Raw genomic sequence first — 13,248 nt, 5'->3', positions numbered from 1 at the left:
TCGAAGGAGAGAACCGGGCAGCCGCCGCCGCGGTTCCGAGGGATCGCTCAGGCGGCGCCGGCCTGCCGACGCGCACGCATCAGGACGTCGATCTCCGCCGCGGGCATGGGCCGCGCGAGGAGGTAGCCCTGGAGCTGGTGGCAGCCCAGGGATTGCAGGAACCGCTGCTGCTCTTTCGTCTCGACGCCCTCGGCGGTGACGGTGAGCCCGAGGGCACGGCCGAGATGCACGATCGAGTGGACGAGGATCGCGCTCTCCCCGGTCGCCTCCATGCTCTCCAGGAAGGAGCGATCGATCTTGATCTTGTCGAAGGCGAACCGGCGCAGGTAGATCAGCGAGGAATAGCCGGTGCCGAAATCGTCGAGCGCCAGGTTCACGCCCTGGCCCCTCAGCCGCATCATCGCCGCCTCCGCGGCGTCGGCGTCCTCGACGACGACGCCCTCGGTCAGCTCGAGCTCGAGCCGCGTCGGTTCGAAACCGGTCTCCTGGAGGATGCGCACGACCGACTCGACGTAGTCCCGCTGGCGGAACTGGATCGGCGAGACGTTGACGGCGATCCGCAGACCCGGCCAGCGGCGCCCGTCGAGGCAGGCGCGGCGCAGCACCCAGTCGCCCAACGGCAGGATGAGGCCGCTCTGCTCGGCCATGGCGACGAAGCGGTCGGGCGGGATCAGCCCCCTCTCGGGGTGGCGCCAGCGCACGAGCGCCTCGAGCGCCACGACCTCGTCGCGGTCCGCGGCGAAGATCGGCTGGTAGTGAAGGTCGAGCAGGTTGCCGGAGATCGCGTCGCGCAGGTCGTCGGAGACGAGCTTTCGCATGCGGATCGCCTCGTCCATGCGCCGCTCGAAGAACGAGTGCCGATTGCGACCGTCGTTCTTGGCCTGGTAGAGCGCGGTGTCGGCGAGCCGCATCAGCGTCTCGCGGTCGAGCGCGTCCTCGGGCGCGAGCGCGATGCCGATCGAGACGCCGATGGTGACGGCGTTGTGCTCGATCTCGAACGGCTCGGCGATCGCCTCGAGGATACGGCGCGCCAGCGCCTCGGCTCCGTCGGCACTCTTGAGGCCGGGCTGGATGATGGCGAACTCGTCGCCGCCGAAGCGTGCGAGCACGTCCGTGCCGCGCAGATGCGTCATCAGCCGCCGCGCCACCGCCTTGATCAGCTCGTCGCCGGCCTGGTGGCCGAAGGAATCGTTGACCTCCTTGAAGCGGTCGAGGTCGAGGAACATGACCGCGAGGCCTTCGCCGGTGCGGCCGACGCGGGCGAGCTCCTGCTCCAGGCGCTGCGCGAACAGGAGACGATTGGGCAGGCCGGACAGCGGGTCTGAGACCGCGAGCGCCTGGACGTGCTCCTGGGTCTTGGCGAGCTCGGTCGAGACGCGCCGCGCGTGCAGGATCGCCAGCCCGAGGAGGAGGAGCGCCAGCACGGCCGGGCCGACCACGAGCATCGTCACCTCGCCGCTCCGGCTCGTGCCGGCGCGCTCGGGGGTCCAGGCGACGTGGTAGACCGCCTGCCCGTCGACGGCGGCGATGTCGAAGCCGCGGGTGGGGTCGTCGATCGGACCCTCGCCGACCATGAAATTGCCGATCGCCTGGTCGATGGCCAGCGCGGCGAGCTCGTCGCGGTTCATCGCCCGCAGCCCGACCGCGAGGGCTCCGCCGTCGGCGTGGCGCTCGGATATGGCGACGACGGCCACGATGCGCCCATCGATGGCCGCGAGCTTCGGCGGCGTCATGCGCCTCACGCTCGACGCCCCGCCGACCTGCGCATCGAGGAGTGCACGGCCGAGGAGATCGGCCACGATCGCCGTGTCGAGGGAGAGTACCGGCCGCAGCCCTGCGCCGCGCGCCACCTCGGCTCCGACGATCCGGCCCTCGGCGTCGAGCGCGAACACCCCCGTCGCGTCGAAGTGCGGGCGCGCCAGGGCCAGGAAGGCGCCGGTCTGGGCCGGACCGATGGGCTCGTGGCCGGTGGCGGCCCTGAGGCTCGCCTCCATCGTCTGTGCATAGGCTTCGAGCTGCATGCCGATGACGGCCTGCATCCGGTCGCGTGCGGCGATGGCCGCGGCCCGGCCCGCGTCGCGGCTCAGCCACAGCAGGGCGCCGGTGGCGACCGCCACGATGACCACGAGCAGCGCCACCAGCGGCCAGAGCAGGCGCGGGAGGAAGACGCGGGTCGCCGGCGAAGGCTGGAGGGTCGGTGCGTGCATGGCCGTCCGGGTTTCGACGGCGCATGATCCCGTTCATTCGTTCAGAAATGGTTTTAGCTGCGACTTTACATATGTTGGCGCGAGGGCGTGCCGCGCAGCGCGAGGGCGACATCGGCGAGGGCGCGCGGATAGAGCACGTGCTCCTGCGCGAGCACCCGATCCGCGAGCGTCTCGGGCGTGTCGCCCGCCAGCACGGGCACGCGCGCCTGTGCGATCGTCGGCCCGGCATCGAGCTCGGGCACGACATGGTGGACCGTGCAGCCGTGCTCGGCCACGCCCGCCGCGAGCGCGCGCTCGTGGGTCCGCGTGCCGCGGAAGTCCGGGAGGAGCGAGGGATGGATGTTGATCATCCGCCCCTCCCAGGCGCGCACGAAGCCCTCCGTGAGGATGCGCATGAAGCCCGCGAGCGCCACGAGCTCGACGCCCGCCGCGCGCAGCCGCGCATCGAGCGCGGCGTCGAAGCTCTCGCGATCGGGAAAGGCGGCGTGGTCGACGACGGCGGTCGGGATGCCGGCCTCGCGCGCGCGCTCGAGGCCGGCGGCGTCCGGCCGGTTCGAGAGCACGAGGACGATGCGCGCGGGGTAGCCCGGGTCCTGTGCGGCCGCGAGCAGCGCGGCCATGTTGGAGCCGCGCCCCGAGATCAGGATGGCGGTCGCCACGCGCGCGTCGCCGCTCACGACGCGAGCTCGCCGTCGAAGCGCACGGACGCCCCCTCCCCGCGGGGCTCGAGGCGGCCGATCGGCACCGCGCGCTCGCCGAGCTGCGCGAGGCGTGCGCAGACGGCCTCGGCGGCGTCCGGCGCGACGACGCAGACCATGCCGATCCCGCAATTGAAGGTACGCAGCATCTCTCCCTCGGCGACGCCGCCGGTGCGCGCGAGCCAGCCGAAGACCGGCGGCGGGGCGATCGTCGCGAGATCGATGCGGGCGCCGAGGTCGTCCGGGAGGACGCGCGGCAGGTTGTCCGGCAGCCCGCCGCCGGTAACGTGGGCGAGCGCCTTGAGGGCGAGCCCCTCGCGCAGGAGCGCGAGCAGCGGGCGCACGTAGATGCGCGTGGGCTCGAGCAGCGCGCGCCCGAGCGTCTCGCCCGGCGCGAAGGGGGCCGCGTCGCCCCAGCCGAGCCCGCTCGCCGCCACGATCCGGCGCACCAGCGAGAAGCCGTTCGAGTGGACGCCCGAGGAGGCGATACCGACGAGCACGTCGCCCGCCGCGACGCCGCGCGGCAGCAGCGTTCCGCGCTCGGCGGCCCCGACGGCGAAGCCGGCGAGGTCGTAGTCCGCGCCCTGGTAGACGCCGGGCATCTCCGCCGTCTCGCCGCCGATGAGCGCGCAGCCGGCCCGGCGGCAGCCCTCGGCGATGCCTGCGACGAGCGCCGTGCCCGTCGCCGCGTCGAGCTTCGCGGTCGCCAGGTAGTCGAGGAAGAACAGCGGCTCGGCGCCCTGCACGACGAGGTCGTTGACGCACATGGCGACGAGGTCGATGCCGATCGTGTCGTGCACCCCGGTCTCGACGGCGATCTTGACCTTGGTGCCGACGCCGTCGTTCGCGGCGACCAGGATCGGGTCGACGAAGCCCGCGGCCTTGAGGTCGAAAAGGCCGCCGAAGCCGCCGATCTCGGCGTCCGCGCCGGGCCGGCGGGTCGCGCGCACGAGCGGCTTGATCGCCTCGACCATGGCGTTGCCCGCGTCGATGTCGACGCCGGCCTGCGCGTAGGTCATCCCCTGGCGCCGGTCCCCGGCCTTGTCCTCGACCATGCGTCCGTCTCCCGCCTCGTGCCCGCGCCCTCGGGCTCCCGCGGGTTACAGCTCCCGGAGGGACGGCGCAAGCCGGCAGAGCGGAGCGGCACGAGCGGGGAGACGCTTGACCACGCGAGCGCGCCTTCGTACCCCAGGCACGGGCGACCGCAACCGGCCGCCCCGGGAGCCGCGCCGTGACGATCCCCAACCTCATCAGCGTGTTCCGCCTGCTCCTCGTGCCGATCGTCATCGTGGCGATCCTGCAGGGGAACTGGCTCGCGGCCTTCGTGCTCTTCCTCGTCGCGGGCGTCTCGGACGGCATCGACGGCTGGATCGCGCGGCGCTTCGACATGCGCTCGGAGCTCGGCGCCGTGATCGACCCGCTCGCCGACAAGGCGCTGCTCGTGTCGATCTACGTTACGCTCGCGATCGTCGGCGCAATGGCGGAATGGCTCGTCGTGCTCGTGGTCTCGCGCGACGTGATGATCGTCATCGCCTACGTCGTCTCCTGGATCATGGACCGGCCGATCTCGGTGAAGCCGATCTTCGCGTCCAAGGTGAACACGGCGCTGCTCATCATCTACGCGGTCACGGTGCTCGCGGCGAACGCCTTCGCCTTCACGCTGGGTCCCCTCGACGACGTGCTCTCCATCGGCATCGCCGTGCTCACGGCCTTCACGCTGGCCGTCTACCTGGTGATGTGGCTGAGGCACATGAGCGCGTGAGCGCGGGCGTGCGTTTCGGCTACGGCTGCGCTAGGAGGGGTGCGCCAGCCCCTCGCGGAGACCGACCATGCTCATCCTGATTCTCGGCCTCGTCCTCTTCCTCGGCACGCACGCCTTCACCATGGCGCGGGGTCCGCGCGCGCGCCTCGTCGCGCGGCTCGGGGAGAACGGCTACAAGATCGCCTACTCGGTCTCCTCGCTCGTCGGCATCGTGCTCGTGAGCATCGGCTACGGCGAGTTCCGGTACGATCCCGCCAACGTGCAGATCTGGGACCCGCCGAACGGGCTGTCGCACCTGTCGCTGCTGCTGATGGTCTTCGCCTTCATCCTGTTCGTGGCGACCTACCTGCCCGGGCACATCAAGGCGCGGGCGAAGCATCCGATGCTGGCGGCGGTGAAGATCTGGGCGCTGGCGCACCTCCTGGCCAACGGCGATCTCGCGTCGCTGATCCTCTTCCTGTCGTTCCTCGCCTGGGCGGTCGCCGCGCGCATCTCCCTCAAGCGCCGCCCCGTCTCGCCGCTCGCGCCGGCGCAGGCGGCGGCCGCGAAGCCCGCCGGCTGGCGCAACGACGCGATCGCGGTGGGCGTCGGCCTCGCCGCCTACGTCGCCTTCGCCTTCTGGCTCCACCCGATCCTCATCGGCGTGCCGGTGGTCGGCGGCGCCTGACCCGGGGAACACGGACAGCGCCGCGCCCCGGCGATCAGCCCCGCGCGGCCGCGAGGAAGGCCTCGATCTCCCGCTCGGTCGTCGCGAAGGAGGTGACGAGCCGCACCAGCATCTCGTGCGGCTCGACCCGCTCGCCCGCCGGCAGAGAGCGCTCGGACCACGGGTGGAAGAGCGCGCCCGCCGCCCTCAGCCGCGTCACGGTCTCGCGCGGCAGGATCGGGAAAATCTCGTTCGCCTGGCAGGGGAAGCCGAGCCGTGCGCCGGGCAGCGCGGCGACACCCTGCGCGAGCCGCGCGGCCATGGCGTTTGCGTGGCGGGCGTTGGCGAGCCAATGGTCGTTCGCGAGGTAGCCCTGGAGCTGCGCGCCGATGAGCCGCCCCTTCGAGAGCGTGTGGCCGGAGCGCTTGCGCAGGAAGCGCATCGGCTCGGCGCGGGCGGGGTCGAAGAACACCACCGCCTCCGCCGCGAGGCAGCCGTTCTTGGTGGCGCCGAAGGAGAGCACGTCGACGCCGAGCTTCCAGGTCATCTGCGCCGGCGTGAGGCCGCTCGCGACGAGCGCGTTGGCGAAGCGCGCGCCGTCCATGTGCACGGCGAGCCCCGCCTCCCGGGCGATGTCGCAGAGCGCGCCGATCTCGGACGCGTCGTAGACGAGCCCGCCTTCCGTCGCCTGCGAGATCGACAGCGCGCGCGCCGGCATCTCCTTCTCGTGGCCGGAGCGGGCGGCGAGCCAGTCGGAGAGCGTGCGCGGCGCGATCTTGCCGCCGACGCCCGGGAGGCCCGCGAGCTTGGCGCCGCCGGTGAAGAACTCCGGCGCGCCGCACTCGTCGTCGATGACGTGGGCCTCGGCGTGGCAGATCGTCAGCCCGTAGGGCGGCACCAGCGCGGAGAGGGCGAGCGCGTTGGCGCCGGTGCCCGTCGCCACCAGGAAGACGGCGCAGTCGCGCTCGAAGATGGCGCACAGCCGCTCACGGACGTCCCGGGTCGCGTCGTCACCCCCGTAGGCGGGCTGCGCGCCGGCGTTGGCAGAAACGAGCGCCTCCAGGACCGGGCGGCTCGCGCCGACGATGTTGTCGCTGGCGAAGTTCATGGATCGGGTCTCCTCCCGCCGGCACGGGACAGGGTCGGCGGCCGCGCGTCAAGCGCGCAGCTGCCGAGCATCGGACGGGGGAATGCGCCCGCGTCCGCAAACTTGCCCGGCGCCGCCGCCGTTCGATGCATTGTTGCGCGCGTCATCGTCGCACGGCAACGATCGTTCTCGAACGCCTCCAAAATGCACTTGTGCAGCGGGGCGAAATCTGGCAACGTCCGGCTCAACTAGGACAGCAAGGCTGTCCCATCCGACGGCGCTCGCCGTCATCCCGTCTCGAAGGCAACACTTTCTCGAAGGCGAGAACGACGATGGACGCCCGCGCCCCGCGCGATCGAGATCAGAAACCCACCGCCCGCGCGACGACGCGGGCGACGCGGGCGCGCCGCGGCTGAGCTCCAGCCGCCGGACGCCCGCCTGAGGTGCGGGCGCCCCCTCCCCCGGCTTCCGCGCCTCCACGAGACGAGCGGCCCGCCCGGCAGGTACGATCCGGGCGGCAGGTTTCCGCCGTATGGCGGGTGGCGGCGACGGGGCGCTCCGGCGGCCCCGGTCCGAGCGAGGATCGAGCGATGACGAACATCACGATGGGCTTCGGCAGCGGCAAGACGCACGCGGCGGACTGGCTGCGCGCCGTCCGCGACCCCGGCCTGCCTGCGGCGCAGGGCCTCTACGATCCCCGTCACGAGAAGGATTCCTGCGGCGTCGGCTTCGTCGCCGACATGAAGAACCGCCGCACGCACGGGATCGTCGAGATGGGCCTCGACATCCTGCGCAACCTCGACCATCGCGGCGCCGTCGGCGCCGATCCGAAGATGGGCGACGGCTGCGGCATGCTGACCCAGATCCCGCACCGCTTCTTCGCCGGCGAGTGCGCCAAGCTCGGCATCTGGCTCCCCGAGCCGGGCGAGTACGGCGTGGGCATGCTGTTCATGCCGCGCGACCCGGACGGCTACGAGATCGTCCGCGAGATCGTCGAGCGCGCAATCCACGACGAAGGCCTGGCGCTGCTGGGCTGGCGCGAGGTGCCGGTCGACCCCGCCGACCTGTCCGAGACGGTGAAGCAGACCGAGCCGCTGCACCGGCAGGTCTTCGTCGGCAAGACCAAGGAGGAGGACGAGGCCGCCTTCGAGCGCCGGCTCTTCCTGGCGCGCAAGGTGATCTCGAATGCCGTCTACCGGCTGGAGGACCCGCGCTGCGCCGGCTACTACCCGGTGAGCATGTCCTCGCGCACCATCGTCTACAAGGGCATGGTGCTCGTCACGCAGCTGGGCGCCTACTTCAAGGACCTCGTCGACCCGCGCTTCGAGAGCGCGCTCGCCCTCGTGCACCAGCGCTTCGCCACGAACACGTTCCCGACCTGGCAGCTCGCGCACCCGTATCGCATGGTCGCCCACAACGGCGAGATCAACACGCTGCGCGGCAACGTCAACTGGATGGCGGCGCGCCAGGCGAGCGTCGATTCGGAGCTGTTCGGCAACGACATCTCCAAGCTCTGGCCGATCTCCTACGAGGGCCAGTCCGACACCGCCTGCTTCGACAACGCGCTCGAGTTCCTCGTGCAGGGCGGCTACTCGCTCGCCCACGCGATGATGATGCTCATTCCCGAGGCCTGGGCGGGCAACCCGCTCATGGACGAGGACCGGCGCGTCTTCTACGAGTACCACGCCGCCCTGATGGAGCCGTGGGACGGCCCGGCCGCGATCGCCTTCACCGACGGCCGCCAGATCGGCGCGACGCTGGACCGCAACGGGCTGCGCCCGGCGCGCTACCTCGTCACCGAGGACGACCTCGTCGTGCTCGCCTCCGAGATGGGCGTCCTGCCGATCCCCGAGGAGAAGATCGTCGAGAAGTGGCGCCTGCAGCCCGGGCGCATGCTGCTCATCGACCTCGAGCAGGGCCGCATCATCGCCGACGAGGAGATCAAGAAGGAGCTCGCCGCGGCGAACCCCTATCGCGAGTGGCTGAAGCACACCCAGATCGTGCTGGAGGACCTCAACCCCGTCCAGCCGCGCCAGTCGCGCACGGACGTGTCGCTGCTCGACCGGCAGCAGGCCTTCGGCTACACGCAGGAGGACCTGAAGATCCTCATGCAGCCCATGGCCGTCACCGGCCAGGAGGCGGTGGGCTCGATGGGCGCGGACACGCCGATCTCGGCGCTCTCGGACAAGGCGAAGCTGCTCTACACCTATTTCAAGCAGAACTTCGCCCAGGTGACGAACCCGCCGATCGACCCGATCCGCGAGGAGCTCGTCATGAGCCTCGTGTCCTTCATCGGACCGCGGCCGAACATCCTCGACCTCGAGGGCACCGCGCGGCGCAAGCGCCTCGAGGTGCGCCAGCCGATCCTGACCAACCAGGACCTCGAGAAGATCCGCTGCATCGGCCATTTCGAGGACCGCTTCGATACCAAGACCCTCGACATCACCTATCCCGCCGAGCAGGGCGCCCACGGCATGGAGGGCGCGCTCGAGCGCCTGTGCGACCGCGCCGAGGCGGCCGTGCGCGGCGGCTACAACATCATCATCCTGTCCGATCGGCAGCTGGGTCCCGATCGCATCCCGATCCCGGCGCTGCTCGCCACGGCGGCCGTGCACAGCTACCTGATCCGCAAGGGGCTGCGCACCTCGGTGGGCCTCGTCGTCGAGACCGGCGAGGCGCGCGAGGTGCACCATTTCGCCTGCCTAGCGGGCTACGGCGCGGAAGCGATCAACCCCTATCTCGCCTTCGACACGCTGGCCTCGATGATGGACGAGATGCCGGCGGAGGTGGACTCCGCCGAGGTCGTTCAGCGCTACATCAAGGCGATCGACAAGGGTCTGCTCAAGGTCATGTCCAAGATGGGCATCTCGACCTACCAGTCCTATTGCGGCGCGCAGATCTTCGACGCCGTGGGCCTCTCCTCGGAGTTCGTCGCGACGTACTTCTTCGGCACGGCGACCACGATCGAGGGCGTCGGGCTCGCCGAGGTCGCCCAGGAGGCGGTGATCCGCCACAGGGACGCGTTCGGCGACGCGCCGATCTACCGCGACAGCCTCGACGTCGGCGGCGAGTACGCCTTCCGCCTGCGCGGCGAGGCGCACGCCTGGAACCCGGACACGGTCGCGCCCCTCCAGCACGCCGTGCGCCTGAAGGCGGACGACCGCTATCGCGACTACGCGCGGCTCGTGAACGAGCAGGAGAACGCCTTGAAGACGGTGCGCGGTCTGCTGCGCATCAAGCAGGCGGAGGAGACCGGTCGCCGGCGCGTGCCGCTCGAGGAGGTCGAGCCCGCCGTCGAGATCGTCAAGCGCTTCTCGACGGGCGCGATGTCCTACGGCTCGATCTCGAAGGAGGCGCACGAGACGCTGGCGCTCGCCATGAACGAGCTCGGCGGCAAGTCGAACACCGGCGAGGGCGGCGAGGAGCCCGAGCGCTACCGGCCGATGCCGGACGGGCGCTCCAAGCGCTCGGCGATCAAGCAGGTGGCGTCCGGCCGCTTCGGGGTGACGACGGAGTACCTCGTCAATTCCGACATGATGCAGATCAAGGTGGCGCAGGGTGCCAAGCCCGGCGAGGGCGGGCAATTGCCCGGCCACAAGGTCGACGCGAAGATCGCCAAGGTTCGGCACTCGACGCCGGGCGTGGGCCTGATCTCGCCGCCGCCGCACCACGACATCTACTCGATTGAGGATCTGGCGCAGCTGATCTTCGACCTGAAGAACGTCAACCCGGCGGCCGACGTGTCGGTGAAGCTCGTCTCGGAGGTGGGCGTCGGCACGGTCGCGGCGGGTGTCGCCAAGGCGCGCGCCGACCACATCACCATCTCGGGCTTCGAGGGCGGCACGGGCGCGTCCCCGCTCACCTCCATCAAGCACGCGGGCTCGCCCTGGGAGATGGGCCTCGCCGAGACGCATCAGACGCTCGTGATGAACCGCCTGCGCGGGCGCGTGGCGCTGCAGGTCGACGGCGGCCTGCGCACCGGTCGGGACGTCGTCATCGGCGCGCTGCTCGGGGCCGACGAGTTCGGCTTCTCGACGGCGCCGCTGATCGCGGCCGGCTGCATCATGATGCGCAAGTGCCACCTCAACACCTGCCCCGTCGGCGTCGCGACGCAGGACCCGGTGCTGCGCAAGCGCTTCAAGGGCCTGCCCGAGCACGTGGTGAACTACTTCTTCTTCGTCGCCGAGGAGGTGCGCGAGCTGCTCGCAGAGATGGGCTACCGCTCGCTCGCGGAGATCGTCGGCCAGGCGGACCTCCTGACGAAGCGCGAGGGCGTGAGCCATTGGAAGGCGCGCGGGATCGACTTCGCCCGCATGCTGACGAGGCCGGACGTCGGCCCCGACGTCGCCGTCCGCCACGTCGAGCGCCAGGTCCACCCGATCGCCGAGGTGCTCGACCGCCGGCTGATCGCCGAGGCCGAGCCGGCGCTCGCCCGCGGCGAGGCGGTGACGATCGAGGCCGGCGTCAAGAACGTCGACCGCACGGTGGGCGCCATGCTCTCGGGCGAGGTCGCCAGGCGCTACGGCCACGAGGGCTTGGCCGACGACACGATCACCGTGAAGCTGAAGGGCACCGCCGGCCAGAGCTTCGGCGCCTGGGTCGCCTGTGGCGTGACCCTGGAGCTCGAGGGCGAGGCCAACGACTACGTCGGCAAGGGGCTGTCCGGCGGCAAGCTGATCATCAAGCCGGCGGCCGAGACCAAGGCCGTGCCGGAGCGCTCGATGATCGTCGGCAACACCGTGCTCTACGGCGCGATCTCGGGCGAGTGCTACTTCCGCGGCGTCGCCGGCGAGCGCTTCGCCGTGCGCAACTCCGGCGCGATCGCGGTGGTCGAGGGCGTGGGCGACCACGGCTGCGAGTACATGACCGGCGGCGTCGTGGTGGTGATCGGCCAGACCGGGCGCAACTTCGCGGCCGGCATGTCGGGCGGCATCGCCTACGTGCTCGACGAGGCCGGCGACTTCGGCAAGCGCTGCAACCTGTCCATGGTCGACCTCGAGCCCGTCGAGGAGGAGGAGGACCTGATGCGCCGCCTGCACCACCACGGCGGCGACCTCGAGACCAAGGGCCGCATCGACGTGATGGCGAACATGTCCGGCAAGGACGAGGAGCGCCTGATGCAGCTCATCGCCAACCACCTCCAGTACACGGGCTCCGCCCGGGCGAAGGCCATCCTCGACGACTGGGCGACGTACCGGACGAAGTTCGTGAAGGTGATGCCGGTGGAGTACCGCCGGGCGCTGCGGGAGATGGAGCGAGCGCGGATGCCGGCCGCGGCGGAGTGAGGGGCGAGACCGCGGTCCGCGGCCGCCGGCCGGACGATACCGAGACGCGCCCCGAGCGGGCGTGAGCGAGAAAGAGACAGCGTGGCCGGGGCGCCGATCGCGCGGGTGACGAGGACGAGGGACGAATGGGCAAGGTCACGGGCTTTCTCGAGTACGATCGCGCCGAGCAGAAGTACGAGCTCGCCGGCGATCGCGTGCGCCACTTCAAGGAGTTCACGTTGCCCCTGGACGAGGGCGACCTGAAGAAGCAGGCGGCGCGCTGCATGGATTGTGGCATCCCGTTCTGCCACGGGCCGAACGGCTGCCCCGTGCACAACCAGATCCCCGACTGGAACGACCTCGTCTACCAGGGCGACTGGGAAGCGGCCGCGCGCGACCTGCACTCCACCAACAACTTCCCGGAGTTCACCGGCCGCATCTGCCCCGCGCCCTGCGAGGAGGCCTGCACGCTCAACCTCGAGAACCAGCCGGTCGCCATCAAGACGATCGAGCAGGCGATCGCCGACAAGGCCTGGGACATGGGCTGGGTGAAGCCCGAGCCCCCCAAGCACCTCACCGGCAGGCGCGTGGCGATCATCGGCTCCGGGCCGGCCGGCCTCGCCGCCGCCCAGCAGCTCGCCCGCGTCGGCCACGAGGTGCACGTCTTCGAGCGCCAGGCGAAGCCGGGCGGGCTGCTGCGCTACGGCATCCCCGACTTCAAGATGGAGAAGTACCACATCGAGCGGCGCGTGAAGCAGATGGAGGCCGAGGGCGTGGTCTTCCACTGCAACGTCGAGATCGGCAAGACGCGTTCCTTCGCCTCGCTGCACAACGAGTTCGACGCCGTGCTGCTGGCGGCGGGCGCCGAGAACCCGCGTGACCCGCAGCTGCCGGGCCAGGAGCTCGACGGCGTGCACTACGCCATGCCCTTCCTCACCCAGTCCAACCAGCGGGTGAACGACGAGGGGATTCCGGAGGAGGTCGAGCAGGTCACGGCGGCGGGCAAGCACGTCGTCGTGATCGGCGGCGGCGACACGGCGTCGGACTGCATCGGAACCTCCTTCCGCCAGGGCGCGCTCGCGGTGACGCAGCTCGACATCCGCCCCAAGCCGCCGATGATCGAGGACAAGCTCACCGTGTGGCCCTACTGGCCCACGAAGTATCGCACCTCGTCCTCGCAGGCGGAGGGCGCGGAGCGCGAGTTCCAGGCCGCGACGCTCGCGATCGAGGGCAAGAAGGGCAAGGTCACGGGCGTGCGCTGCGCGCGCGTCGACGAGAAGCGCCAGCCGATCCCCGGCACCGAGTTCGTCATCAAGGCGGACCTCGTCTTCATCGCCATCGGCTTCGCCGGGCCGGTTACGGAGGGGCTGCTCGCCGAGACGCAGGTGGCGCTCGACCGGCGCGGCAACGTCATGGCCGACGACCGGGACTACCGCACCTCGAGCGAGAAGCTCTTCGTCGCCGGCGACATGCGCCGCGGCCAGTCGCTCGTCGTCTGGGCGATCCGCGAGGGGCGCCAGGCGGCCCATGCGATCGACACGTTCCTGATGGGGGCCTCGACGCTGCCGCGGTGAGCGCGGTGCG

At 71.0% G+C, this 13,248-nt stretch carries 8 protein-coding genes; 4 read left to right on the top strand and 4 right to left on the bottom strand.

Annotated features, from left to right (window positions below; genetic code table 11):
• Positions 1–47: 47 nt before the first annotated feature.
• From ACTZWW_RS13405 to purM, 3 genes are all read right to left on the bottom strand, one after another.
• Positions 48–2,207, bottom strand: coding sequence for a putative bifunctional diguanylate cyclase/phosphodiesterase (locus ACTZWW_RS13405; protein ID WP_444781462.1), 2,160 nt, complete (start codon positions 2,205–2,207; stop codon positions 48–50).
• A gap of 65 nt (positions 2,208–2,272) precedes the next feature.
• Positions 2,273–2,884 (bottom strand): phosphoribosylglycinamide formyltransferase, encoded by a 612-nt coding sequence (gene purN / locus ACTZWW_RS13400; RefSeq protein ID WP_444781461.1) that lies wholly within the window; start codon positions 2,882–2,884, stop codon positions 2,273–2,275.
• Positions 2,881–3,960, bottom strand: a complete 1,080-nt coding sequence (gene purM / locus ACTZWW_RS13395; protein ID WP_444781460.1) for a phosphoribosylformylglycinamidine cyclo-ligase — start codon at positions 3,958–3,960, stop codon at positions 2,881–2,883. The genes purN and purM overlap by 4 nt, the downstream gene beginning before the upstream one ends.
• A 176-nt stretch (positions 3,961–4,136) precedes the next feature.
• On the opposite strand from purM, the gene ACTZWW_RS13390 reads away from it, so the two are divergent.
• Both ACTZWW_RS13390 and ACTZWW_RS13385 read left to right on the top strand, forming a co-directional pair.
• Positions 4,137–4,667 (top strand): CDP-alcohol phosphatidyltransferase family protein, encoded by a 531-nt coding sequence (locus tag ACTZWW_RS13390; RefSeq protein ID WP_444781459.1) that lies wholly within the window; start codon positions 4,137–4,139, stop codon positions 4,665–4,667.
• Between the two features lie 67 nt (positions 4,668–4,734).
• Complete coding sequence (locus ACTZWW_RS13385; RefSeq protein WP_444781458.1) at positions 4,735–5,334, top strand: NnrU family protein; 600 nt, start codon at positions 4,735–4,737, stop codon at positions 5,332–5,334.
• Positions 5,335–5,368: 34 nt separating this feature from the next.
• On the opposite strand, the gene ACTZWW_RS13380 is transcribed toward ACTZWW_RS13385, so the two are convergent.
• Positions 5,369–6,421: a threonine aldolase family protein gene (locus ACTZWW_RS13380; RefSeq protein ID WP_444781457.1), complete on the bottom strand. Its 1,053-nt coding sequence runs from the start codon at positions 6,419–6,421 to the stop codon at positions 5,369–5,371.
• A gap of 584 nt (positions 6,422–7,005) precedes the next feature.
• On the opposite strand from ACTZWW_RS13380, the gene gltB reads away from it, so the two are divergent.
• Positions 7,006–11,685 carry a glutamate synthase large subunit gene (gltB, locus tag ACTZWW_RS13375; RefSeq protein ID WP_444781477.1) on the top strand — a complete coding sequence of 1,560 codons (4,680 nt, stop codon included), beginning with the start codon at positions 7,006–7,008 and terminating at the stop codon, positions 11,683–11,685.
• 125 nt (positions 11,686–11,810) lie between these two features.
• Positions 11,811–13,238 (top strand): glutamate synthase subunit beta, encoded by a 1,428-nt coding sequence (locus ACTZWW_RS13370; protein ID WP_444781456.1) that lies wholly within the window; start codon positions 11,811–11,813, stop codon positions 13,236–13,238.
• Positions 13,239–13,248: the final 10 nt, after the last annotated feature.

It is taken from the genome of Salinarimonas sp. NSM (assembly GCF_052380005.1).
GTDB lineage: Bacteria > Pseudomonadota > Alphaproteobacteria > Rhizobiales > Beijerinckiaceae > Salinarimonas.
The sequence above is the reverse complement of the archived record's forward strand: the minus strand, read 5'-3'. Positions and strand labels throughout refer to the sequence as shown.